Annotated in this window: 24 protein-coding genes, 7 tRNA genes and 1 riboswitch; of the genes, 14 read left to right on the top strand and 17 right to left on the bottom strand. The window is 67.4% G+C overall.

The features are described 5' to 3' along the window. Positions 1–61 precede the first annotated feature (61 nt). The 15 genes from hisF to DWV11_RS03000 all read right to left on the bottom strand — a co-directional run bounded on the left by hisF (position 62) and on the right by DWV11_RS03000 (position 11,799). Positions 62–838 carry an imidazole glycerol phosphate synthase subunit HisF gene (gene hisF / locus DWV11_RS03070; RefSeq protein ID WP_115787429.1) on the bottom strand — a complete coding sequence of 259 codons (777 nt, stop codon included), beginning with the start codon at positions 836–838 and terminating at the stop codon, positions 62–64. 55 nt (positions 839–893) lie between these two features. Further along, positions 894–1,754, bottom strand: coding sequence for an ATP phosphoribosyltransferase (gene hisG, locus DWV11_RS03065; RefSeq protein ID WP_115787428.1), 861 nt, complete (start codon positions 1,752–1,754; stop codon positions 894–896). Positions 1,755–1,819: 65 nt separating this feature from the next. Then, positions 1,820–2,083, bottom strand: a complete 264-nt coding sequence (locus DWV11_RS03060) for a phosphoribosyl-ATP diphosphatase (protein ID WP_115787427.1) — start codon at positions 2,081–2,083, stop codon at positions 1,820–1,822. Between the two features lie 117 nt (positions 2,084–2,200). After that, positions 2,201–2,692: a 6,7-dimethyl-8-ribityllumazine synthase gene (gene ribH / locus DWV11_RS03055; RefSeq protein ID WP_115787426.1), complete on the bottom strand. Its 492-nt coding sequence runs from the start codon at positions 2,690–2,692 to the stop codon at positions 2,201–2,203. A 35-nt stretch (positions 2,693–2,727) separates the two neighbouring features. After that, positions 2,728–3,414 (bottom strand): GTP cyclohydrolase II, encoded by a 687-nt coding sequence (ribA, locus tag DWV11_RS03050; protein WP_115787425.1) that lies wholly within the window; start codon positions 3,412–3,414, stop codon positions 2,728–2,730. Further along, a complete protein-coding gene (ribB, locus tag DWV11_RS03045) occupies positions 3,411–4,016 on the bottom strand; it encodes a 3,4-dihydroxy-2-butanone-4-phosphate synthase (RefSeq protein ID WP_245953414.1) in 606 nt (201 codons plus the stop codon). Before ribB ends, ribA begins: the two co-directional genes overlap by 4 nt. Before the next feature lie 71 nt (positions 4,017–4,087). After that, complete coding sequence (locus DWV11_RS03040; RefSeq protein ID WP_115787423.1) at positions 4,088–4,744, bottom strand: riboflavin synthase; 657 nt, start codon at positions 4,742–4,744, stop codon at positions 4,088–4,090. Beyond that, positions 4,745–5,863, bottom strand: a complete 1,119-nt coding sequence (gene ribD, locus DWV11_RS03035; protein ID WP_115787422.1) for a bifunctional diaminohydroxyphosphoribosylaminopyrimidine deaminase/5-amino-6-(5-phosphoribosylamino)uracil reductase RibD — start codon at positions 5,861–5,863, stop codon at positions 4,745–4,747. Then, positions 5,860–6,567, bottom strand: a complete 708-nt coding sequence (gene pnuC, locus DWV11_RS03030) for a nicotinamide riboside transporter PnuC (protein WP_115787421.1) — start codon at positions 6,565–6,567, stop codon at positions 5,860–5,862. The genes ribD and pnuC overlap by 4 nt, the downstream gene beginning before the upstream one ends. An 88-nt stretch (positions 6,568–6,655) precedes the next feature. Then, positions 6,656–6,805: riboswitch (FMN riboswitch) on the bottom strand. A gap of 86 nt (positions 6,806–6,891) precedes the next feature. Beyond that, complete coding sequence (rpe, locus tag DWV11_RS03025) at positions 6,892–7,563, bottom strand: ribulose-phosphate 3-epimerase (RefSeq protein WP_115787420.1); 672 nt, start codon at positions 7,561–7,563, stop codon at positions 6,892–6,894. 42 nt (positions 7,564–7,605) lie between these two features. Further along, entirely contained in the window at positions 7,606–9,195 is a 1,590-nt protein-coding gene (locus DWV11_RS03020; RefSeq protein ID WP_115787419.1) for an RsmB/NOP family class I SAM-dependent RNA methyltransferase, read from the bottom strand. Then, on the bottom strand, positions 9,192–10,109 hold the full coding sequence (gene fmt / locus DWV11_RS03015; RefSeq protein ID WP_115787418.1) for a methionyl-tRNA formyltransferase: 918 nt from the start codon (positions 10,107–10,109) through the stop codon (positions 9,192–9,194). The genes DWV11_RS03020 and fmt overlap by 4 nt, the downstream gene beginning before the upstream one ends. Beyond that, a complete protein-coding gene (def, locus tag DWV11_RS03010) occupies positions 10,106–10,672 on the bottom strand; it encodes a peptide deformylase (protein WP_115787417.1) in 567 nt (188 codons plus the stop codon). Before def ends, fmt begins: the two co-directional genes overlap by 4 nt. A 51-nt stretch (positions 10,673–10,723) precedes the next feature. Further along, on the bottom strand, positions 10,724–11,605 hold the full coding sequence (locus DWV11_RS03005; protein WP_115787416.1) for a cytochrome: 882 nt from the start codon (positions 11,603–11,605) through the stop codon (positions 10,724–10,726). Positions 11,606–11,727: 122 nt separating this feature from the next. After that, positions 11,728–11,799 (bottom strand) — tRNA-Val (locus DWV11_RS03000). Between the two features lie 294 nt (positions 11,800–12,093). Here DWV11_RS03000 and DWV11_RS02995 point away from each other — a divergent pair. The 9 genes from DWV11_RS02995 (at position 12,094) to DWV11_RS02955 (ending at position 16,135) form a co-directional block, all read left to right on the top strand. Beyond that, positions 12,094–12,166: transfer RNA gene (locus DWV11_RS02995), tRNA-Gly, on the top strand. A 54-nt stretch (positions 12,167–12,220) separates the two neighbouring features. After that, positions 12,221–12,291, top strand: a tRNA-Cys gene (locus DWV11_RS02990). Between the two features lie 40 nt (positions 12,292–12,331). Further along, a tRNA-Val gene (locus DWV11_RS02985) sits at positions 12,332–12,403 on the top strand. A gap of 60 nt (positions 12,404–12,463) precedes the next feature. Next, positions 12,464–12,536, top strand: a tRNA-Gly gene (locus DWV11_RS02980). 52 nt (positions 12,537–12,588) lie between these two features. Next, positions 12,589–12,663, top strand: a tRNA-Val gene (locus tag DWV11_RS02975). A gap of 42 nt (positions 12,664–12,705) precedes the next feature. Next, positions 12,706–12,778, top strand: a tRNA-Gly gene (locus DWV11_RS02970). Between the two features lie 215 nt (positions 12,779–12,993). Beyond that, the gene (locus DWV11_RS02965) at positions 12,994–14,454 is read left to right on the top strand and encodes an amino acid permease (protein WP_115787415.1); all 1,461 of its coding nucleotides are present in this window, start codon (positions 12,994–12,996) and stop codon (positions 14,452–14,454) included. A gap of 89 nt (positions 14,455–14,543) precedes the next feature. Further along, on the top strand, positions 14,544–14,762 hold the full coding sequence (locus DWV11_RS02960) for an antitoxin (RefSeq protein ID WP_115787414.1): 219 nt from the start codon (positions 14,544–14,546) through the stop codon (positions 14,760–14,762). Between the two features lie 134 nt (positions 14,763–14,896). Beyond that, positions 14,897–16,135 carry a benzoate/H(+) symporter BenE family transporter gene (locus tag DWV11_RS02955; protein WP_425452038.1) on the top strand — a complete coding sequence of 413 codons (1,239 nt, stop codon included), beginning with the start codon at positions 14,897–14,899 and terminating at the stop codon, positions 16,133–16,135. 15 nt (positions 16,136–16,150) lie between these two features. On the opposite strand, the gene zapE is transcribed toward DWV11_RS02955, so the two are convergent. Continuing rightward, the gene (gene zapE / locus DWV11_RS02950; RefSeq protein WP_115787413.1) at positions 16,151–17,188 is read right to left on the bottom strand and encodes a cell division protein ZapE; all 1,038 of its coding nucleotides are present in this window, start codon (positions 17,186–17,188) and stop codon (positions 16,151–16,153) included. Between the two features lie 215 nt (positions 17,189–17,403). On the opposite strand from zapE, the gene DWV11_RS02945 reads away from it, so the two are divergent. The 3 genes from DWV11_RS02945 (at position 17,404) to ybaK (ending at position 19,367) form a co-directional block, all read left to right on the top strand. Next, positions 17,404–18,324, top strand: a complete 921-nt coding sequence (locus DWV11_RS02945; protein WP_115787412.1) for a sulfurtransferase — start codon at positions 17,404–17,406, stop codon at positions 18,322–18,324. Positions 18,325–18,394: 70 nt separating this feature from the next. After that, positions 18,395–18,856, top strand: a complete 462-nt coding sequence (locus tag DWV11_RS02940; RefSeq protein WP_210725654.1) for a SufE family protein — start codon at positions 18,395–18,397, stop codon at positions 18,854–18,856. Positions 18,857–18,875: 19 nt separating this feature from the next. After that, positions 18,876–19,367, top strand: a complete 492-nt coding sequence (gene ybaK / locus DWV11_RS02935; RefSeq protein WP_115787410.1) for a Cys-tRNA(Pro) deacylase — start codon at positions 18,876–18,878, stop codon at positions 19,365–19,367. 18 nt (positions 19,368–19,385) lie between these two features. On the opposite strand, the gene DWV11_RS02930 is transcribed toward ybaK, so the two are convergent. Next, positions 19,386–20,660 carry an alpha/beta hydrolase family protein gene (locus tag DWV11_RS02930; RefSeq protein ID WP_115787409.1) on the bottom strand — a complete coding sequence of 425 codons (1,275 nt, stop codon included), beginning with the start codon at positions 20,658–20,660 and terminating at the stop codon, positions 19,386–19,388. A 109-nt stretch (positions 20,661–20,769) separates the two neighbouring features. Between DWV11_RS02930 and DWV11_RS02925 the strand changes: the two genes are divergently transcribed. Together DWV11_RS02925 and msrB are read left to right on the top strand one after the other, a co-directional pair. After that, positions 20,770–21,261 (top strand): hypothetical protein, encoded by a 492-nt coding sequence (locus DWV11_RS02925; RefSeq protein ID WP_115787495.1) that lies wholly within the window; start codon positions 20,770–20,772, stop codon positions 21,259–21,261. A 14-nt stretch (positions 21,262–21,275) separates the two neighbouring features. Next, positions 21,276–21,767, top strand: coding sequence for a peptide-methionine (R)-S-oxide reductase MsrB (gene msrB / locus DWV11_RS02920; protein ID WP_115787408.1), 492 nt, complete (start codon positions 21,276–21,278; stop codon positions 21,765–21,767). Positions 21,768–21,823 lie beyond the last annotated feature (56 nt).

Genomic DNA, 21,823 nt, shown 5'->3' with positions numbered 1-21,823 from the left:
TAACGACGACGGCGGGCCACCGGATTTCCGGTGGCCCGCCGTCGTCTGTGGCACAGGGCCCTCAGCGGACTTCGAATCCCGCCGTACGGATCGCTGCCTTGACCTGGGCGATCATGTCGTCCGGGCCGAAGTGGAAAACGGAGGCGGCCAGGACGGCGTCGGCCCCGGCTTCCACGGCGGGCGGGAAATGCGCGGGCTCGCCCGCCCCGCCCGAGGCGATGATCGGGATGGTCACGGCCGCCCGGACCAGGCGGATCAGTTCGAGGTCGAAGCCGTCCTTGGTGCCGTCGGCGTCAATGGAGTTCAGCAGGATCTCCCCCACCCCGCGGTCCGCTGCTTCCTTGGCCCAGGCGATGGCGTCGATCCCGGTGCCCTGGCGTCCGCCGTGGGTGGTCACTTCGAAGCCGGAGGGCGTGGGCTCGGATCCCGGGCGGGTACGGCGGGCGTCCACGGAGAGGACCAGCACCTGGGAGCCGAAGTGCCGGGTGATCTCGTTGATCACGTCCGGCCGCGCCACGGCGGCGGTGTTGATGGACGCCTTGTCCGCGCCGTAGCGCAGCAGCTTGTCCACTTCGGTAACGCCGCGCACGCCGCCGCCGACTGTCAGCGGGATGAAGACCTCCTCGGCCGTGCGGCGCACGACGTCGAAAGTGGTCTCGCGGTTCCCGGAGGAGGCAGTGACATCGAGGAACGTCAGTTCGTCGGCACCGCCGTTGTCGTAGCGGTGGGCAAGCTCCACCGGGTCGCCGGCGTCGCGGAGGCCTTCGAAGTTGACTCCCTTGACCACCCGTCCGGCGTCGACGTCCAGACACGGGATGACACGTACGGCTACAGCCATGGTTGCTCCTGGGTTACTACTGTGGGGTTCGTGCGGGCCTGCTCAGCTGAGGGGCTCAGATGCGGCAGGCGTGGATGCTGCTGACCAGGATGGCACGGGCTCCGAGGTCGTACAGCTCGTCCATGATCCGGTTGGTTTCCTTCTTCGGAACCATGGAGCGCACGGCCACCCAGTCGGAGTCGCGCAACGGGGACACCGTGGGCGATTCCAGGCCCGGGGTGAGGGCGGCGGCGTCTTCGACCAGGTCCTTGCGGATGTCGTAGTCCATGAGCACGTACTGGCGCGCGACCAGCACGCCCTGCAGGCGGCGGATCAGCACCTCGATTTCCTTGGCGGTGCCGTTGGCCGCTCCGCCTTCGCCGGTACGGCGGATGAGGACCGCTTCGGAACGAAGGATCGGCTCGCCGAAGATTTCCATGCCGGCGGCCTTGAGGGTGTTGCCGGTCTCCACCACGTCGGCGATGGCGTCCGCGACGCCAAGGCGCACGGAGGATTCCACCGCGCCGTCGAGGCGGACCACCTTGGCACTGACGCCGCGCTCGGCGAGGTAGTCCCGCAGCAGGCCGTCGTAGCTGGTGGCGAGGCGCTTGCCTTCGAGCTGCTCGACGCCGGAGAAGTTGCCCACCGGGCCGGCGAAGCGGAAGGTCGAGGCGGCGAAGCCCAGCGGCAGCAGCTCCTCGGCCTCCACCTGTGCGTCCAGGAGCAGGTCGCGGCCGGTGATTCCGACGTCGAGGGTTCCCTGTCCGACGTACACGGCGATGTCCCGCGGGCGCAGGAAGAAGAACTCGATCTCGTTGTCGGGATCGACCATGACCAGTTCGCGGGAGTCGCGGCGCTGGCGGTATCCCGCCTCGCTGAGCATCGCGGAGGCGGCTTCTGACAGGGATCCCTTGTTGGGGACGGCTACTCGCAGCATGGGGAGTCTTTCTGGGGGATTTTTGGCGGAAGGTTGGTTTTCAAGCATGGGCCACGCGTGCGCGGCTACAAATGCTTGTAAACGTCCTCCAGGTTCAGTCCCTTTGCCAGCATGAGGACCTGCAGGTGGTACAGCAGCTGGGAGATCTCCTCGGCCGCGGCCTCGTCGGATTCATATTCTGCAGCCATCCAGACTTCGGCGGCTTCTTCGACGACCTTCTTGCCGATGCCGTGGATTCCGGAGTCCAGTTCGGCGACCGTACGGGACCCAGCCGGGCGGTTCGCTGCCTTATCGCTCAGTTCTGCGAACAGCGTCTCGAAATTCTTCACGCCCTACAGCCTACTTGTTCGGCGGGCAGGGCCGCTTCCCGGGGCCTTGCATGACGAAGGGGATGTGAGCGAACACACAGCCGTGCGGCGCCCGCATCCCCTCCGTTCCGCAGGATCTCAGGCAGCCGAATACTGCTTGAGGGTCAGTGCCGTGGCCAGCGCAGCCGTGACGGCTTCGTGGCCCTTGTCTTCGGAGGAGCCGGGGAGCCCGGCACGGTCCAGGCCCTGCTGTTCGGTGTCGCAGGTGAGCACTCCGAAGCCGACCGGCACGCCGGTGCGGACGCTGACATCGGTGAGTCCCGACGTCGCGGCCTGGCAGACGTAGTCGAAGTGCGGGGTTCCGCCGCGGATGACGACGCCGAGGGCAACCACGGCGTCGAAGTGCGGTGCCAGCCGGGCTGCCGCGACGGGCAGTTCGAAAGAACCCGGTACCCGCAGCACGGCGGGCTCGGCGATGCCGGCTTCCTTGGCGGCGCGGAGGGCACCGGCGAGCAGGCCGTCCATGATCTGGGTGTGCCAGCTGGCCGCCACGATGGCGAGCTTGAGCTGGGAGCTTTCCTCCGGGTTGAGGGTGGTGAGGTCGATGGTGGGGGCGCCGTGTCCGCTCATGGGGTGTGTGTTTTTCCGTTCAGTCTTGTTCGTGGTCAGTCTTGTTCGAGGTCAAAGGCGCCGGTGCCTGCGGCAGCAGGATCGGCAAGTGTCAGGCGATGGTCCATGCGGTCCTTCTTGGTCTGCAGGTAGCGCAGGTTCTCTTCCCGGGAGGGAACTTCCGTCGGGACCATTTCGACGACCTTCACGCCGGCCTGGGCCAGGCGGTCCTGCTTGTCCGGGTTGTTGCTGAGCAGCCGGATTTCGTGCAGGCCCATCTCCGCGAGGATCTGCGCGGCGGCCTTGTAGCAGCGGGCATCCACCGGCAGGCCAAGTTGTTCGTTGGCTTCGACGGTGTCAAAGCCTGCTTCCTGGAGGGCGTAGGCCTTGATCTTGTTGGCCAGCCCGATGCCCCGGCCTTCTTGTCCGCGCAGGTAGAGCAGGGTGCCGCCCTCGTCGCGGATCAGTTCGAGTGCGTAGGCCAGCTGTTCGCCGCAATCGCAGCGGTAGGAGCCGAAGACGTCGCCGGTGAGGCACTCGGAGTGCAGGCGCACCAGGGGCGCGGCGCCGTTGCGGGGCGGGTTCGGGGAGCTCACCGCGAGGTGCTCCACGCCGGTGGCCTCGTCGATCCACGCCTGGGCAATGAATTCGCCGAAGGCCGTGGGCAGCTGGACCACGGGGCCGCCGCTGACCGGATGCTTCCGGTGCGCCGTGCCGCCGTCGCCATAACGCTGTGCGGTCATCGTGTCTCCTCTTCTCCTGCCTGGTCGCCGGCCTTCGCCGCAATGTATGCCACAAGGTCCTCGATGGAGATCAAAGGGCACCCATGTTCCGCGGCGAAGTCCCGGAGGCTGTCCAGGCGCATCATCTCACCATCGTCGTGAACCACTTCGGCGATCACGCCTACCGGGGCAAGCCCGGCCAGGCGGCACAGGTCCACGGCGGCCTCCGTGTGTCCGGGGCGTTCACGCACTCCACCGTTAACGGCACGGAGCGGGAAAATATGCCCCGGGCGGGTAATCGACGACGGCGTACTGGCCGGATCCGCGAGGATCCTGGCAGTCAGTGCCCGGTCGCCGGCGGAGATTCCGGTGCTCACGCCGGCGGCCGCATCGCAGGACACCGTGTAGGCGGTTCCCTTGGCATCCTGGTTGTCTTCGACCATGGGGGGCAGCTGGAGGGCGTCGGCACGGGAGCCTTCCAGGGGCACGCAGATCACCCCGGAGCTGTAGCGGATGGTCCACCCCATGAGGGCCGGCGTGGCGTGCTCGGCGGCGAAAATGATGTCGCCTTCGTTTTCGCGGTCTTCGTTGTCGACCACCACCACGGGGCGGCCGGCGGCCATTGCCGCGATGGCGTCCTCCACCGGATCCAGCCCGTGGCGCACGGCGGTGCTGCTTTCGTTCGGGAAGGTGCTCACCGGGCGTCGCCTCCGTTCGCGGCGTGGTTGCCTGCGCCCGGGCGGGCGGCGAACGACAGCAGCCGCTCGGTGTACTTGGCCAGCACGTCGACTTCCAGGTTGACGCGGCCGCCGATCGCCTTGGCGCCCAGACCGGTTTCCTCCAGTGTGGTGGGGATCAGGCCGACTTCAAACCAGGGCTCGCTTTCCTGGGCCGGGCTTACGGCGGTCACCGTGAGGGACACGCCGTCGACGGCGATGGAGCCTTTTTCGGCGATGTAGCGGGCCAGCTGCGCCGGGACGCCGAAGCGGAGCCGGTCCCAGTTGCCTTGGGATTCGCGCTCCAGGAGCTGCCCGACGCCGTCGACGTGGCCTTGGACCACATGGCCGTCGAGGCGGCCGCCGGCGGGGACGCAGCGCTCGAGGTTCACGACGTCGCCCGGGGCGAGTTCGCCGATGGTCGTGCGGACAAGGGTCTCCCCCATGACGTCCACGCTGAACTCCTGGCCGTCGATCTCCGTTGCGGTGAGGCAGACGCCGTTCACGGCGATCGAGCCGCCCAGCTCAAGTCCGTCCGTCGTGCTGGGAGCCGAGAGGCGCAGCGTGGCGCTCTCAGTGCCCTGGTGGCCTATTGCCAGGACCTTGCCTTGTTCGGCGACGATTCCGGTAAACATTCAGTGTTCTCCTTCGGTGGCTTCCACGGCGTCCTTGCCGGGGGTGTGGTCTTCGGTGGCTTCCGCCAGAGGTTTCAGGTGCAGCCGAAGGTCGCGTCCGAGCCTGCGGACCGCCCCTCCTCCGGCCTCGTCCCACGTCCAGTGCTGTGCGTCGGCGAGGGTGCTGATCCCCAACTCGTGCAGGGCTGGCGTGCCACTGCCAAGCAGCGTGGGCGCGAGGTAGACGATCAGTTCGTCCACCAGTCCGGCCGCCAGGAAGGCGCTCAGGATCCGGGAGCCGCCCTCGACCATCAGGTGGCGGATGTCCCGCTCGTAGAGCGTGGCCATTGCCTCGGCGGGGTCGCGGGTGGGAAGGTGGATGAAATTGCCGTCGGAGCCACGGATGGCGGCGTCCTCCGGAATGCTGCGCAGGCCCATGGCCACGCGGAGCGGCTGCTTGCCCGATTCCTCGCCTGCGGCGTTGCGTGCCGTGAGCCGCGGATTGTCCACCAGCACCGTCTCGGTTCCCACCAGGATCGCGTCGATCAGTCCGCGCAGCTCGTGGTTGTCCGCCAGCGATTCGGGGCTGGAGATCCACTGGCTGGTGCCGTCGTTGGCCGCGATCCGGCTGTCCAGGGTCTGGGCGATGTGGAGGGTCACGAAGGGGCGGCGGCTCCGGACAGCGTCGAACCATTCCCGGTTCAGCGCGGTGGCCCGTTCTCCGCCAAGGCCGGACGCGACGTCCACCCCGGCCGTGCGCAGCGTGACGGCGCCGCCGGCGGCGTGGTGGTGCGGATCGTCGACGGCGTACACCACCCGGGAAACGCCGGCCGCGATGATCGCCTGCGCACACGGCCCGGTGCGGCCGGAGTGGTTGCAGGGTTCCAAGGTGACCACCATGGTGGTGCCGTTGAGGTCGATCCCTGCGGCCCTGGCTTCGGCGATGGCGTCGGCCTCGGCGTGGGCCGTGCCGGCACCCCGGTGGTAGCCGGTGACGAGTTGTGTGCCGTCCGGGCCGAGCACCACGGCCCCGACCAGCGGGTTCGCTCCGCGGGGGCCGAGGAGGGCCGCGGCCAGGGCGGTGTCCATGGCAGTTTGCTCGGCGTCCGTGAAGACGGCCGTGGTGAGCGCTGTACTCATGAGGCGGCTCCGGCCGGCACGGTATCGGTCTGCACAGCGTCGGGCTGCACGGAAAGGCCTTCCCGACGTCCCGCGCGCCACCAGACAAAGAAGCCGGCCAGCGTGAAGAAGCCATAGAAGAGGTACATGAAGGCACTGGCGAAGTAGCCGGCGCTGAACAGCAGCGGCACTCCGACGATGTCCACGGCCACCCAGACCAGCCAGAACTCGGTCCAGCCCCGCGCCATGCCGTAGGTGGCCAGCGGCGAACCTGTGAAGGTCCAGGCGTCGGCCCACACCGGCGGATACGATCCCAGCGAATCGAACAACGGGGTGAGGGCGGCAGTGCCGGCGAAGAGCGCGGCGACGAGCGCGACACGGACCTTGGCCGACGCCCAGGACGGAACCACGGCGCGGCCCTGGGTGGCGGAGACGCGGCCTTCACGCCAGCGGTACCAGCCGTAGGCGGCGACGGCGATGAACATCACCTGGCGTCCGGCCTGGCCCCAGAGGGTGGCGGGCGTCGCGGCACCGAAGACGTTGCCGAGGAAGACCGTGAGGAGGAGCAGATTGCCCGCGATACCCACGGGCCATGCCCAGACTTTGCGGCGCATTCCGCCGAGGGCGCTGGCGAGCCCGAAAATGTTACCCAGCACTTCGCGTAGAACAAGCGCAGACCCGCCGATCGGGATCTGTGCTTCGAAGAGCCATCGCAGAAAATCCATGCCGTTCCTTCCCTGAAAGCCGCGATGGCTCCGGGGGTGTACGACAGCGCGATGCCAGGTGCCCGAAAAGGGACACCGCGGCATGACTGTACGTGCTTCTCCCATCCAGACTTTGACTGTCGGTACTGGAATTCCACCAGTTCAACCGTTCGCCGCCGCTTCCTTGCTGGAAGCGATGGCTCGCGGGTCGCGGACTATGACCGCCGGTTCGGAATTACACCGACCCCGGAGCACGTAATGTGTGTTTGCTATTGTGGCACAACTTTGCCGGTGGCCCGGCTATTCCCCGGGCCCCGCAGTCAACAGTTCGTCACGCTTGGGAGCTCAGCGCCGCGCGGCGGCACCGATGCCTGCTTTGCGGAGCCGGTCGATGGCCTCGGCAGGGTCGTCCTGGCCGTACACAGCGGAACCGGCCACGAACACGTTGGCCCCGGCTTCGGCCGCACGCAGGATGGTTTCCTCCGTGATGCCGCCGTCCACCTGCAGGGCCACGCCAATCCCGGAGCCGTCGATCGCGGCGCGCGCCCGGCGGATCTTGGGCAGCGTCACATCGAGGAAGGACTGTCCGCCGAAGCCCGGTTCCACGGTCATGATCAGGAGCAGGTCGAGTTCGCTGAGCATGTCCAGGTACGGCTCCACCGGGGTCGCCGGACGCAAGGCCATGCCGGCCTTCGCGCCGCGCGCCCGCAGCTCGCGCGCGAGCTTGATCGGCGCGGTGGCCGCCTCGGCGTGAAAGGTCACGGACGCGACGCCCGCGTCAGCGTAGGCAGGTGCCCAGCGGTCGGCGTCGGCGATCATCAGGTGGGCGTCCAGCGGGACCGGGCTGACCGCCTGGATGCGCTCCACCACGGGCAGCCCGAGCGTCAGGTTCGGCACGAAATGGTTGTCCATGACATCGACGTGGACGGCGTCGGCGTTGCTGATCCGCTTCAGCTCCGCCTCCAGGTTCACGAAATCGGCGGACAGGATGCTCGGATTGATGCAGCACGTGGTCAAAGTTCGTTCCCCTTGGCGTTGGTGGTCGGGTGCTGATGGAGCTTAGGGCTTTTTCCGGATGAGGGCCATGAACATGGCATCCGTCCGGTGCAGGTGCGGCCAGAGTTGCGCGGTGAGTTCGTTTCCGGCGCCGAGATTCCCCCCAAGGCTGACGGCATCCAGTGCGGCGCCGGCGTCGAGCAGTTCGAGGTCATCCCGCTTGGCGAGGGCGTCACTGACGACGGCGGTGGTCTCGGCGGGGTGCGGGGAGCACGTCACGTACGCCACCACGCCGCCGGGCCGGACGGCGTCGATGGCGGACTTGAGCAGCTCACGCTGCAGCGGGCCCAGCTCGGCGAGGTCCTTGGGCGTGCGGCGCCAGCGGGATTCCGGCCGTCGGCGGAGTGCTCCCAGGCCGGTGCAGGGAACATCGGCGAGAACCCGGTCGAAGGTGCCGGGCTGTTCCTTGCCCAGGTCCCGGCCGTCTCCGGTGCGGACAGACCAGGCGGAGCCGGGTACGGCGGCCAGCGCCTGGCTGACCAGTTTGGCCCGGTGTGGGGCCGGTTCGTTGGCGAGCAGGCTGGCGCCGGACTCGTTGGCGAGGGCGGCGAGCAGTGCGGCCTTACCGCCGGGGCCGGCACACAGGTCCAGCCACTTCTCGCCGGCTTTGCCTCCGCGGCCGCTTTCCGTGCTGGTGCTTTCCGTTCCGAGCTCGACGGCGGCGACGGCGCGGGCCACCAACTGGGAGCCGACGTCCTGGACGCGGGTGGTGCCGGCCCGGACCGAGGAGAGCCGGCCGAGGTCACCGCCGCTGGACAGGGCCGAACCGGCGACGAGCGGACCCGGGGTCGCACCGTTCTCCAGTGCTTCGTCGAGGCTGCCTAGGCCGGGCAGGGCCACGAGGTTTACCACCGGGGCTGCGTTGTCGGCTTCGAGGAGGGCTGTGATTTCATCGGCCGGACGCCCGTGGGCCACGAGGGACTGGCGCAGGGCGCGCACGATCCATTCGGGATGGGCGTGGCGCACGGCGTCGATCCTGATGGCATCCGTCTCGCCCTCGAGGAGGTGGTCCAGCCATTCGGGCAGCGAGCGGGCCGTGACCTTGCGGAGCACAGCGTTGACAAGGGAGGACGGGCCGGCACCGATCACGGCACGGGCCAGGCCCACGGTCTGGTCCAGTGCGGCGTGCGCGGGAACACGCATGGCCAGGAGCTGGTGCGCGCCGAGCCGCAGGGCGTCCAGCACCGCCGGGTCCAGCTTCGCCAGCGGCCGGTCCACGCAGGCCGCCAGGATGGCGTCATAGGTGCCCTGGCCGCGCAGCGCACCGTAGCTCAGTTCCGTGGCGAAACCGGCGTCGCGCTTGTCGAGGTGGTGGTGCCGGATCCGGGCAGGCAGCACGAGGTTGGCGTAGGCGTCCTCGGAGGCCACGGCCCGGAGCACTTCGAAGGCCACGAGGCGCGCGGGATCGGCACGCCGGGTGCGTTGCGAGGGCGCGCTGGCCGAAAAGCCGCGCTGCGGTCCCCGGTTGCGTTCGCGTCCCTTGGCATCGCGGCGCACGACGCCGCTTCCACCCTGGCTCCGCCCGCCGTTGCCGCGGCTGCCGCCGTCGCGACCGCCATGGTTTGCCGGGTTCCGTCGTCCGGACTCGCTCATTCGAATTCCACGCTTTCCACTGCCACCCCGCGGGCCCAGTCGGCCGAAGCCATCATCTTCTTACCGGCCGGCTGGATGCGGCCAAGCTGCACGGCATGCGAACCGGTACCGGCCAGTACGCTTTTGCCATCGAAGCGAAGCCGGCCGGGCTCCAGGTCCCGGACGTCGGGCCGCAACTGCAGCGGCTCGAGCTTGACCCGCTGGCCGTCCAGCATGGTCCAGGCACCGGGCTCCGGGGTGACGCCACGGGCCCTGCGGTTGATCGCGAGGGCGGGCTGCCGCCAGTCGATGCGGCCGTCGTCGAGGGTGAGCTTGGGCGCGAGCGAAACTTCACCGCTCTGCGGCTCGGGGGCTGCCCTGCCAGCGTCGACGGCGGACAGGGTCTGGCTGAGCAGGACGGCGCCGCTGCGGGACAACCGTTCCAGCAGGTCACCGGCGGTGTCGTCCGGCCGGACGGCTTCGGTGACCGTTCCGAAAACCGGTCCTGTATCCAATCCTTCTTCCAGCTGGAAGGTGGCCGCGCCCGTGATGTCGTCACCCGCGATGACGGCGCGCTGCACCGGAGCGGCGCCGCGCCAAGCCGGAAGCAAGGAGAAGTGCAGGTTGATCCAGCCGTGCCTCGGGACGGCGAGGGCGGCTTTGGGGACAATCCCGCCGTAGGCGACGATCGCCGCAACATCCGGTTCGTAGGAGGCGATGCGGGCCGTGGTTTCGGCGTCCACCTTGCTTGCGTGGATGATTTCGATGCCGAGTTCCGCCGCGCGGGCGGCGACCGGCGACGGTGTCAGGACCCTTTTGCGCCCGGTGGGGGCATCCGGCCGGGTCAGGACGGCGACGACGTCGAATCCGGCGTCGACCAAAGCGTCGAGGGAGGGGACGGCGACCGCAGGGGTGCCGGCGAAAAGGACCCTCATTCAGGGGTACCGAAGCTGCCGAAGCTGGAGCCGACGGTGTTGGCCCGCTTGCTGGTGGTCTGCTCGGTGACCTCGTGGTAGTTCGCGGCCCGGATGGCGCGCAGCGCGGACTTTCGGTCTTCGCCTTCGAGGCGGTCGGTGAAGAGGATGCCGTCCAGGTGGTCCGTTTCGTGCTGGAAGCAGCGTGCGAGCATGCCCTCGGCTTCGATGCTGACCGGGTTTCCGTGGAGGTCGACGCCGGTGGCACGGGTAGTACGGCGGCGGCGGACCGGGTACGCGAGTCCGGGGATGGAGAGGCAACCTTCGATCTGGTCGTCCTGGAAATCCTCGCTGTTCTCCAGCACGGGGTTGATGATGTGCCCTTCGACGCCGTCGATCCGGTAGGTGAAAACCCGCTGGCTCACACCGACCTGCGGGGCGGCAAGGCCGGCACCGTCCACGTCTTCCATGGTCTCGGTCATATCGGCAACCAGTTTGGCAAGCTCGGGGCCGAAGTCCGTGACAGGATCGGCCACAGTGCGCAGCACGGGGTCCCCGATGATCCGGATACTCAAAATGGCCATGCGCTGTCAGTCCTCACGATCGGCGTTTGCTTGGCTTCCATACAAAGGGAGCTAAGCCAGTTTAGTGGAGCCGGCCACGGCCGGAGCGGCGGGGTATGCCGGCGGAGCGACCGGAAGCAGGGCAGCGCCGGCCGCCGCGACGTTCGCGGACATGTCCCAGACCCGTTTCAGGGCACAAAATTTCCACCAGTGGTGTTTCAGGACATCCGGGTTGGCACGCTGCGGGCGGACTTCGGTCTCGCCGATGGCCACCGCCAGGAGAACGGGATCCTCGCCGTACTTCCAGGGCTCCCACTCCCCTGCCACCGGATCCACCAGGCTTTCCTCTGCTTTCATCCCCGCAACCAGCTGCATGACCACCTTGTCATCCAGGGCCTTGACCGTGCCGTCGCGGTTGGTCCCCTTGGTCTTGTAGTCAATCAGGCAGACCCGGCCGTTGATCCGTGCCACCAAGTCCAGGGTGCCGGCGTAGCCGACGCTCGTGTTCCAGACGGTGATTTCCGGGGCGAGCGGTTCTACGCGGTACAGCTCCCACCATTCGTCGAACCGTACCGCGAAGGCCTCTTCGCCATGAGAAGCCAGCAGGGCACGGGACTCCTCCACCTGGTGTGGCCTGCCAAGCGCCCGGAGCGCCACCTGTTCGCAGTAGCCGTGCACCCGGTCCCCACGCTGGGCGGCGTCGTCCCGGTACACCTCGGCAGCCTTGGCTGCCTTGTTGACCGCCTGCCGGAGACCGGCGGGACTGCCGAGAAGCCGCGGCAGTTCGGGATCGTTCGCCAGGCTGTTCGCTCCCATGTACCCGAACCAGCCATCCAGCGAGTGTGCCTGCTGGCCGATGACCGTGGTGATGGACGGCACCGAAAAGGCCTCCGTGGTGGAGCGGGCGTACATCCGGCCGTAGTCGGTGGCATGGGCAAGCAGTGGATCTGTCATAGGAAAACTCTTTCACAGACCACCGACAGGGTCCGAGCCCGGAGCCGTCCGGAGTACGACACCGAGGTACGACAAAGGCCCCTGCTGTTCCTAGTAGAGCAGCAGGGGCCTTTGCCTCACGGTGGGCGATACTGGGTTCGAACCAGTGACCTCTTCGGTGTGAACGAAGCGCGCTACCACTGCGCCAATCGCCCGTGCATCAAAAACACTAACCGACTCCGGCCGGAAATCAAAAACCGCCGGAACGGAACCGGAACTCACCCCTGCCGCAGATTCAGGAGGGGGCATCTCCAAGCTGCCAGCACGCGCACCGGGCAGGCTAATCACAAGCGTGTAACTCGGAAATTCCGCGCCAATCCAAGGAACCCGGGGCGCAGGCTGCCCTGGCAGGGCGAACGATTTGGAGTTTCCCCGAACCTCCTATAGAGTTTTTACTCGTCGGAAAGCGACGGTCTGCCCATCGGGGCGGGCCGCGGAAATCCGGCAATGCGGACGTAGCTCAGCTGGTAGAGCACCACCTTGCCAAGGTGGATGTCGCGAGTTCGAATCTCGTCGTCCGCTCGCAGGACACTGTCACGGCAAAGAGTCCCGGGAAGCCGGGACTCTTGCTTACACGGTGGGTTGGCCGAGAGGCGAGGCAGCGGCCTGCAAAGCCGTATACACGGGTTCGAATCCCGTACCCACCTCGGTGAAAACCCTGGATCCCGGTTACGGCCGGATTATTACGGGCGATTGGCGCAGCGGTAGCGCGCTTCCCTGACACGGAAGAGGTCACTGGTTCGATCCCAGTATCGCCCACGGGAGCAAGGAAACTTGCTTGACGTTGAGCGGATGGCTCCGGCCATCCGCTCAATATTTGCGGACGTAGCTCAGCTGGTAGAGCACCACCTTGCCAAGGTGGATGTCGCGAGTTCGAATCTCGTCGTCCGCTCTCCTGTTTTTAAGGATCCGGAAACGGATATTCTCCGGCTCCTGCCGGAAACGGGCGATTGGCGCAGCGGTAGCGCGCTTCCCTGACACGGAAGAGGTCACTGGTTCGATCCCAGTATCGCCCACCAGGGCAAGGTAACTTGCCTGTTGTTGAACCTGGTTCAGCATGTGCGGACGTAGCTCAGCTGGTAGAGCACCACCTTGCCAAGGTGGATGTCGCGAGTTCGAATCTCGTCGTCCGCTCTCCGGGCCGGCGCCCATGATGAAAGCAGCTCTTCGGAGCTGCTTTTTTTATGCTTTCGAACCACCCGCCTCCGGGACACCGGAGCTCCAAACATCGGAATATCCCACGAATAAAGCTAAGGAAAAATCGCTTTATCTGATGTGATTCGACTCGCATACTATTCCTCGGACCTTTTTGGCTTTCAACCACCACGCCTACAGGCAGGAGCACCCCGGTGAACCAACAAACGCTCACGAGTTCGATCCTGAGGAAGAAACCGATCGACACCATCGAGGAGGAGAACAAGCACAGCGGCCTTTTCAAGAGCCTCGGCCTCTGGCAACTGACCGCCATCGGCGTGGGCGGAATCATCGGCGTCGGCATCTTCTCGCTCGCAGGCCTGGTGGCCCACGGCAACGGCAGCAACCCAGGCGTCGGCCCCGCGGTGCTGATTTCCTTCCTCGTGGCCGGCCTCGCCTCAGCGGCGGCGGCACTTTCCTATGCCGAATTCGCCGGCATGATTCCGCGCGCCGGTTCGGCCTACACCTACGGCTACGTCGCCTTGGGCGAAATCATCGGCTGGTTCATCGGCTGGGACCTGCTGCTTGAATACATTGCGATCGTCGCCGTCGTCGCGATCGGCATCTCCGGCTACTTCGACGCGTTCCTCTCCGGAATCGGCATCCACATGCCGGCCTGGATGACGTCCACGGTGGACGAAGGCAAGGGCGGCCTCATCAACATTCCCGCCATCCTGGTCTGCCTGCTCGTGACTTGGATCCTGAGCCGGGGCACCAAGACCTTCGGCCGCTTCGAACTGATTGCCGTGGGCATCAAGGTGCTGCTGATCGTGTTCATCATCGGGCTGGGCATGTTCTACATCAACACCGAGAACTACAACCCGTTCATGCCCAGCGGCTTCGGCCCGGTCCTGGCCGGATCCGCCACCGTGTTCTTCGCGGTCTTCGGTTATGACGCCATGAGCACCGCTGCAGAAGAGGCCAAGGACGGCAAGAAGCACATGCCCAAGGCCATCGTGCTGTCCCTCGTGATCGCCATGCTCCTCTACGTGGCCGCCACCCTGGTGCTGACCGGCATGCAGAACTACAAGGACATCAACCCCACTGCCGGATTCGCCTCCGCGTTCACCGGCGTCGGGCTTCCGGTCATCGCCACGATCATCTCGGTCTTCGCCGTGCTGTCCATCCTCACCGTCATGCTGACCTTCCTGCTGGGCGTCACCCGCGTCTGGTTCACAATGAGCCGCGACGGGCTGCTGCCGTCCTGGTTCGCCAAGACAGACCGCCACGGGACCCCGCAGCGCGTCACCTGGATTGCAGGCATCACCTCGGCCTTCCTTGCCGGCGTCTTCCCAATCAAGGCCGTGGCCGACCTGACCAACATCGGCATCCTCGCCGCTTTCGTGGTGGTGTGCGTGGCCGTGATCGTCTTCCGCTACACGAAGCCCGACGCCCCGCGCACCTTCCGTCTGCCCCTCATGCCCGTGGTGCCGGCCTTCGGCGTCCTGGCCTCGGGTTTCCTGATGACTCAGCTGCCGTGGGACACCTGGCTGCGGTTCGCCGTCTGGCTGGTCATCGGTCTGGCGATCTACTTCGGCTACGGCCGCCGGCATTCGCTGATGAATCCGGACAGCCCCCGGCACCAGGAGAACGCCAGGCTTGACGGCGGCTTCTGAATAGGGTCCGCCAAACCGCGCTTGGCAGGGCCGGGATCCCGGGCTAGGCTCGGGAACGGAGGAGCGAACTGGCTCCGCGAGGAAGGGAGGTGCCCGTGGGACTAATTGACGATCTGAAGGGCAAGGCTCAAGAGCTCATTGGTGGCAACGAAGAAGCCATCAAGGACGGCATCGAAAAGGCCGGCGATTTCATCGACGATAAGACCGGTGGAAAATTCGCCGAGCAGGTTGATGCAGTCCAGGACGCCGCTTCCGGATTCGTGGAGAACGCCGGTGGCGAGGCTCCGGCCACGGATGAGGCTCGGTAAAGAGCTGCCGTAACAGTTACGTCAACGGGGCATCGGTCCCGCCGGGAGGCGGCACCGATGCCCTTGGCGTTTAATCGGCCGGGTTTGCGCGGCCGGAGCGGGACCACCACCTGCCTCGGGTACCGTTGAACATCATGCCCTCCCCGGATTCCAGCGCCGCACCGGCCGAAGCCACCGCCGCTCCCCCAGCCCCGCCGTCCCGGCAGTTGTCCATGCCCCTGACCGCCGGCGTCGTGACCGCCTTGGTCGGCTTCACCTCCTCCTTCGCGGTGGTCCTCGCCGGGCTGCGTGCCGTGGGGGCCAGCGATGCGCAGGCGGCCAGCGGCCTGCTGGCGCTCACCCTGTGTTTCGGTGTCGGCGTCCTCTGGCTCTCCTGGCGATCGAAGGTGCCGGTGACGCTCGCCTGGTCCACGCCGGGGGCGGCGCTTCTCGCGGGAGCGGGAACGCCCGACGGCGGCTGGCCGGCCGCCGTCGGCGCCTTCCTGGTAGCGGGGGTGCTCATCGCACTCACCGGGCTGCTGCCCCCGCTGGGACGGCTCATGGCGCGGATTCCGACGGCACTTGCCCAGGCGATGCTCGCCGGGGTCCTCCTGCCGCTGTGCGTTGCGCCGTTCAAGGCCCTGGGTTCCGCTCCCCTGCTCGTGGCGCCGGTGATCGTGTGCTGGTTGCTGATGATGAAGCTGGCGCCCCGGTGGTCCGTTCCGGCGTCCCTCGGGGTCGCTTTGGCCGTCATCGGGCTCTATGTCGGGCTGAACGGCGGAAGTGTCCCTGCGGACCGCCTGCTGCCCGAACTGCAGTGGACCACGCCCGCATTCACCCCGCAGTCTGTGGCCGGCCTGGCCCTTCCGCTGTTCATCGTGACGATGGCGTCCCAGAACATCCCAGGCGTGGCGGTACTGAAGTCCTTCGGCTACACCACGCCGTGGCGGCCGTCGATGCTGGTGACCGGGGCGGGGACGATACTCGGCGCTCCGTTCGGCGGGCACGCCATCAACCTGGCCGCCCTGAGCGCGGCACTGGCCGCCGGAGAGGAAGCGGGCCCGGACCGGGGCCGGCGGTGGATTGCCGCCTTTACCTCGGGCCTGGTGTACTTGCTGCTTGCCGCGTCTTCCGCGGCGCTGGTCACGGTGGTGGCTACGGCGCCGCAGGGTCTGCTTGAGGCCGTGGCGGGCCTCGCCCTGCTGGGCACCATGGCCTCGGCGATCGCGTCTGCGCTGGCGGTGGCGGAAGAACGGATCGGAGCCTCGGTCACGTTCCTGCTGGCCGCCTCAGGGCTGAGCGTTGCCGGAATCGGGGCGGCATTCTGGGCCCTGCTGGCGGGGATTGTGATCCGCTGGGTCCTCAAGGACCGGACCACCGAAAAGCGGCAGTAACGCGGCCTCAGTACCCTAGGAGGGTTCGTGGTTCTGGCCCTCGCGGGCCAGGGCGGTGAGGCGGGAGACGGCGCGGTAGTACTTTTTCATGTACCCGCCGCCCATCATTTCCTCGGTGAAGAGCTTGTCGAACGGAACGCCGCTGGCCAGGATCGGCACGTCCTTGTCGTAGAGGCGGTCGGCGAGCACCACGAAGCGCAGGGCGACCGCCTGCTCGGTGATGGTCTCCACGTCCCGCCACACGACGCCGTCGATCCCTGCGATCAGCTGGCGGTAGCGGCTGGGGTGGACGCCCGCCAGGTGGTCCACCAGCTGGCGGAAGTCGTCGACGGCGACCGTCTGGCCGTCGAATTCGGCGTGCATGTGCCGCTTGAGGTCCTCGGTTTTCAGCGGGGCCGGTGCGGCCGGCAGGCCGCGGTGGCGGTAGTCCTCGCCGTCGATCCTGATGACCTCGAACTGGTCCGCCAGGACCTGGATTTCGCGTTGGAAATCGACGGCGGCGAAGCGGCCCTCGCCGAGGGAACCCGGCAGGGTGTTGGAGGTCGCCGCGAGCCGCACGCCGGCGTCGGCCAATTCCCGCATGAGGCGGGACATCAGCACCGTGTCGCCCGGATCGTCGAGCTCGAATTCGTCGATGCAGACGAGCTTGTAGCTGCTAAGCGCCTCGACCGTCTTGCGGAAGGACAGCGCCCCCACCAGGTTGGTGTATTCGACGAAGGTGCCGAAAGCCTTGGGTCCGGGCGCCGAGTGCCAGAGGGAGGCCAGCAGGTGCGTCTTGCCGACGCCGAAGCCGCCGTCGAGGTAGATGCCGGCCCGTCCGGCGTCCTTCTTGCCGAAGATCCGGGAGAACAGGCCGCCGCCGGAGCCGTTGCCGACGCCGGCAGCGAAAGTTTCCAGGGCCTTGACGGCAGCCGCCTGGCTGGGCTGGGCGGGGTCGGGACGGTAGCTCGAGAAGGAGACCTCCCCGAACCGCGGGGACGGATGGAACCCCTGCAGGATCTCGGCCACCGAGACCGCGGGCGTGCGTGCGGCGAGCTGTTCGATCTGTACCAAGGGGGTCCGTTCTTCCGGGATGGGTCCTCAGCAAGAATACCGGGAATGCCCGGCCGCCATGGACACAGCCGAAGCCCGGCGGACTGCCATGTTTCACCATGTGACCGCACAGGAGCAATCCCACAGGCGCATGGATAGTGTTGATTCCAAGCCGGGCAGAGGAATGCCCCGCCGTCCGGTCCGGCGCCGACCATCATCAGTGAAAGGCCATACCCATGTCCTACCCCGTTGAACAGAACGAAAAGTTCGCGAAGTACGCGCACCCGGAGCGCCTGGCGTCCACCGAATGGCTCGCCGCGGCCCTCGAAGGCGGAGCCCTCAACGACGGCAAGCTGGTTGTTGTCGAATCCGACGAAGACGTCCTTCTCTACGAAACCGGCCACATTCCCGGAGCCGTGAAGATCGACTGGCACACGGACCTGAACGACGAGGTCACCCGCGACTACGTGGACGGCCCGGCGTTCGCCGCGCTGGCCGCGGCAAAGGGCATTTCCCGTGACAGCACCGTGGTGATCTACGGCGACAAGTCCAACTGGTGGGCAGCCTACGCGCTGTGGGTCTTCACCCTCTTCGGCCACGAGGACGTCCGGCTCCTGGACGGCGGCCGCGACAAGTGGATTGCCGAAGGCCGCGAGCTGACCACCGACATCCCGCAGCCGGCCCCGGGCGAATACCCCGTCGTCGAACGCAATGACGCACCGATCCGCGCCTTCAAGGAAGATGTCCTGGCGCATCTCGGCAAGCCGTTGATCGACGTCCGCTCCCCCGAGGAGTACACCGGCCAGCGCACCCACATGCCTGCCTACCCCGAGGAAGGCGCCCTGCGCGGTGGCCACATCCCCACCGCAGCCTCCATCCCGTGGGCACGTGCAGCGGCCGAGGACGGCAGCTACCGTACCCGCGAAGAACTCGAGGCCCTGTACCTCGGCGAAGCCGGCCTGCAGGAAGGCGACGAGGTGGTGGCTTACTGCCGCATCGGCGAGCGTTCCAGCCACACCTGGTTCGCCCTGAAGTACCTGCTGGGCTTCCAGAACGTGCGCAACTACGACGGTTCGTGGACCGAATGGGGCAACGCCGTGCGCGTACCGATCGTCAAGGGTGCAGAGCGCGGCTCCGTTCCGGCGCTGGCCCACTAGCCGGCGCTTTCCCTGAACCGCCGGGTCCGGACGGGGCAAAACCCCGTCCGGACTGCGTAAGCTGGACGTGATGAGTACCAATACCCTGCCCGCCGCACTGGCGGAAATTGTCGATGATTTCCAGGCCCTGAGCGAGCCCGAACGCCTGCAGTTGCTGCTTGAGTTCTCCCGCGGCCTCCCCGATCTGCCGGAGCGCTTGCTGGGCCACCCCGAACTGCTCGAACAGGTGGTTGAGTGCCAGTCGCCGCTGTTCCTGACGATTGAGCAGGAACGCAGGGACGACGGCGGTGCCCTCGGCTACCGTTTGTTCTTCAAGGCCCCGCCGGAAGCACCCACCACCCGCGGCTTCGCCGGCGTGCTGCACGAAGGGCTCGACGGCCTGACGGCCGCCGAAATCCTTTCCGTGCCCGACGACATGCCGGAGCTGTTGGGCCTCACCCGCGCGATCACTCCCCTGCGCATGCGCGGCATGACCGCGATGCTCGGCCGCATCAAGCGCAAGGTGGCCGCTGCCGACCGGCTGCACTCCTGACTCCCGGGAGCGTAAGAACGTGGCAAAGAAGCAAGCCTCAACCGGAACGCCGGCCACAGCCGCCCTGGCTGCGGCCGGCGTTCCGTTCACGCTGCACCCGTACGCGCACGATCCCGCCGCCGAAAGCTACGGTCTGGAAGCGGCGGACGTCCTTGGTGTGGACCCTTCGCGGGTTTTCAAGACCCTGATGGTGGACATCGAAGGCAAGCTCGCCGTCGGGATCGTCCCGGTCAGCGGAACGCTCGACCTTAAAGCGATCGCCGCCGCCATGGGCTCCAAGAAGGCGGCCATGGCCGATCCGAAAACGGCCGAGCGGCGCACCGGATACGTCCTGGGCGGCATCTCTCCCTTGGGCCAGCGCCAGCCCTCCCCCACTGTCGTGGACGAATCGGCCTTGGGTTTCCACACCGTCCTCGTTTCAGGCGGTCGGCGGGGCCTGGACATCGAGCTCGCGCCGGCGGACCTCGTCAGGCTCACGAAGGCGCGCGTCGCGCCGATCGCCGCAGCCTGAGGCGCCGGCTTTCCCGCTTCAGCGGCCGCCCGTGAGCTCAGGCGCAAGCGGCGCCAGCCGCGGCTCCAGCCAGGACCGGACCAGCCGTTCCCATTTCTCGCGGTCCACGTTCCACTCCTTGGTATGCCTGGCCTTGCTGAACGGTTCGAAGGTGACCATCTCGGGATTCCGTTCGGCGAGGCTCGCCGACGGACCATACGGCACGTAGTCGTCATCGACGCTGTGGAGCAGCAGAGTGGGGGTGCGCAGTTCCACGGCCCGGGCGTCCCAGTCCATCGTCCGCAGGTCCAACGGCGCGGCCAGGCCGGTCAGCCTGCGGCCGAGGGAGTGGCCGAGCATCAGCTGGCCATACCGTCCCACGGCGTAAGGGATGGAGTTCAACCGGGCGTGGTGCGCCAGGACGTTTACCCAGTCGATCACAGGGGCATCCAGCACCAGTGCCCGGATGAGGTGGCGGTAGCGGGAAAGGTCGGCCGTCTGCAGGCTGATCGCCCCGCCCATCGACCAGCCGAACAGCACGACTTCCTCGGCGCCCTGTTCCAGGGCGAACGCGATGGCGGCTTCGACGTCGCGCCATTCCGTGGAGCCCAGGCCGTAGCGGCCGTCGGGAGCGGCCGGGGCCAGGCCGTCGTTGCGGTAGGAAATCAGCAGGCAGTCGAGGCCAAGGCTGAGCGCCACCGGAAGGGCCCGCAGGCCTTCCAGCCGGGTGGCCCCGCGGCCGTGCACCATGATGGCCCAGACCCGGGCGTTGGCTCCCTGCCTGGTGCCGTTTCCTTCGTCAGCCCGGACCAACCACGCCGGCGCCTTGCCGCCGTCGACGTCTATCTCCACATCCTCGGCCGCCAGGCCGAGCGACGCAGGTGAGGCGTAGACCGCACCGCTCCACCATCCGCGGTGCGCCCTCGAGAGGTCGCCGCTGTAGACCTCCTCGACCTCGCGCTGCACGGTCCGTTCGGCAGGCGAGTAGGAGACGATCCTGCCGATCCGCGCGTGGCCGGCGCCGCCGTCGAAGAACAGGCTGAAGGTGCCATGGGACGTGGAGTCCTCGGTGGCCGCCATGATGACCTGAAGTCCGTCGTCGCCGCGGACCAGCGCGAGCACCTCCTGGTCGGCATCCCGAATGGCCGGGGTGATGATCCGCCTGGCGAAGTAGGCGGCCAGGGCCGAACTGCCCGCCCCGAAGAGCGCGGCGAGGCCGCCGCCGGCGGCGATTCCGAACAGGGTCCACCGCGCGCGTGCGGACATTCCCGCGGAGCCTGTGGCGTCGGGGGCCGGGCGCAAGGTCAATGCCATGCCACCATTGTCCATCCCGGCAGCGACATTGCCGGAATCGTCGCAACGCCCGGCCGGATTCGTCCGCCAAACGCTGCCGCGCGGCCGGGTCCGGGTCTACGCTGTAGCCATGAGCGATCCAATCGTCATTCTGAGCGAAGAACCCCTCGGCCACGACGACCGCGTCAACATCGCCAAACTGGTGGACGGCAGCGATGCCCCCATCGTGGTGCTGGTGCCGGCCAATACCGAGCGCCACCTGCTGGTCGACTTCCTGGAGAACCTCTCCATGCTGGAGGTGGCCAAAGCCTTCCGGGAACTGCTCTCGCAGGCCCCGGACCCCGAGGTCGAACGTGCCAGCGCGCAGAGCGCCCTGGCCGCCTCGCTCGAGGCCTTGGAAGGGCTCGGCTCCGGGGTGAGCGGTGAGATTGTCGACGGCGGTGCTGTCGCCGGCCTGGTGGCCAAGGTCAAGGCCTTGAATGCCTCGCAAGCGGTGGTGATCACCCGTCCGCACGCCATCGCGGACACGTTCCACACGGACTGGGCGAACAAGGCGCAGGACCAGCTGGGCCTGCCCGTGCTGCACCTCTACGCCGGTTCGGGATTCATTGGCGACTCCTGAACGTTGAGCACATCATGAGCACCGCAGACAACAGCAAGTATTTCCACACCGCCGACCTCACAGCCGGAGTGCCGCACCAGGATGTTCCGGACAAGGGCGCCTGCGTGGAAAAGAGCGAAGCCGAATGGCGGGAGCAGTTGACCCCGGAGGAATTCCGGGTGCTGCGCCAGGCGGGAACGGAACGCCCTTACACGGGTGAGTACTGGGACACCCACACCGCCGGCGTCTACCAGTGCCGGGCCTGCGGCGCCGAGCTCTTCACCAGCAGGGAGAAGTTCGACTCGCACTGCGGCTGGCCCTCGTTCTGGGCTCCGCTGGCGGAAGGCACCGTCCGCTACCTTCATGACCGCAGCATGGGCATGGAACGGGTGGAGGTCCGGTGCGCGAACTGCGATTCCCACCTGGGCCACGTGTTCGAAGGCGAAGGTTATGGCACGCCTACGGACCAGCGCTACTGCATCAACTCGGTTTCCCTGAAGCTGGTCGAAACGCCGGCCGGAAACTGATCTTGCCAGGGCCGGGAGGTCCAGCCTGTTCCGCGGCTGGACCTCCCGGCCCTTTC

This window comes from Arthrobacter silvisoli, from assembly GCF_003369445.1.
Taxonomy (GTDB): domain Bacteria; phylum Actinomycetota; class Actinomycetes; order Actinomycetales; family Micrococcaceae; genus Arthrobacter; species Arthrobacter silvisoli.
The sequence above is the reverse complement of the archived record's forward strand: the minus strand, read 5'-3'. Positions and strand labels throughout refer to the sequence as shown.

Coding starts and splice junctions, on each gene's coding strand:
- hisF (WP_115787429.1), bottom strand. CDS start 838: ATGGCTGTAGCCGTACGTGTCATCCCGTGTCTGGACGTCGACGCCGGA.
- hisG (WP_115787428.1), bottom strand. CDS start 1,754: ATGCTGCGAGTAGCCGTCCCCAACAAGGGATCCCTGTCAGAAGCCGCC.
- ribH (WP_115787426.1), bottom strand. CDS start 2,692: ATGAGCGGACACGGCGCCCCCACCATCGACCTCACCACCCTCAACCCG.
- ribA (WP_115787425.1), bottom strand. CDS start 3,414: ATGACCGCACAGCGTTATGGCGACGGCGGCACGGCGCACCGGAAGCAT.
- ribB (WP_245953414.1), bottom strand. CDS start 4,016: ATGGCCGCCGGCCGCCCCGTGGTGGTGGTCGACAACGAAGACCGCGAA.
- DWV11_RS03040 (WP_115787423.1), bottom strand. CDS start 4,744: ATGTTTACCGGAATCGTCGCCGAACAAGGCAAGGTCCTGGCAATAGGC.
- ribD (WP_115787422.1), bottom strand. CDS start 5,863: ATGAGTACAGCGCTCACCACGGCCGTCTTCACGGACGCCGAGCAAACT.
- pnuC (WP_115787421.1), bottom strand. CDS start 6,567: ATGGATTTTCTGCGATGGCTCTTCGAAGCACAGATCCCGATCGGCGGG.
- DWV11_RS03020 (WP_115787419.1), bottom strand. CDS start 9,195: ATGAGCGAGTCCGGACGACGGAACCCGGCAAACCATGGCGGTCGCGAC.
- fmt (WP_115787418.1), bottom strand. CDS start 10,109: ATGAGGGTCCTTTTCGCCGGCACCCCTGCGGTCGCCGTCCCCTCCCTC.
- def (WP_115787417.1), bottom strand. CDS start 10,672: ATGGCCATTTTGAGTATCCGGATCATCGGGGACCCCGTGCTGCGCACT.
- DWV11_RS03005 (WP_115787416.1), bottom strand. CDS start 11,605: ATGACAGATCCACTGCTTGCCCATGCCACCGACTACGGCCGGATGTAC.
- DWV11_RS02955 (WP_425452038.1), top strand. CDS start 14,897: ATGCCCTCCCCGGATTCCAGCGCCGCACCGGCCGAAGCCACCGCCGCT.
- DWV11_RS02945 (WP_115787412.1), top strand. CDS start 17,404: ATGTCCTACCCCGTTGAACAGAACGAAAAGTTCGCGAAGTACGCGCAC.
- DWV11_RS02940 (WP_210725654.1), top strand. CDS start 18,395: ATGAGTACCAATACCCTGCCCGCCGCACTGGCGGAAATTGTCGATGAT.
- DWV11_RS02930 (WP_115787409.1), bottom strand. CDS start 20,660: ATGGCATTGACCTTGCGCCCGGCCCCCGACGCCACAGGCTCCGCGGGA.
- DWV11_RS02925 (WP_115787495.1), top strand. CDS start 20,770: ATGAGCGATCCAATCGTCATTCTGAGCGAAGAACCCCTCGGCCACGAC.
- msrB (WP_115787408.1), top strand. CDS start 21,276: ATGAGCACCGCAGACAACAGCAAGTATTTCCACACCGCCGACCTCACA.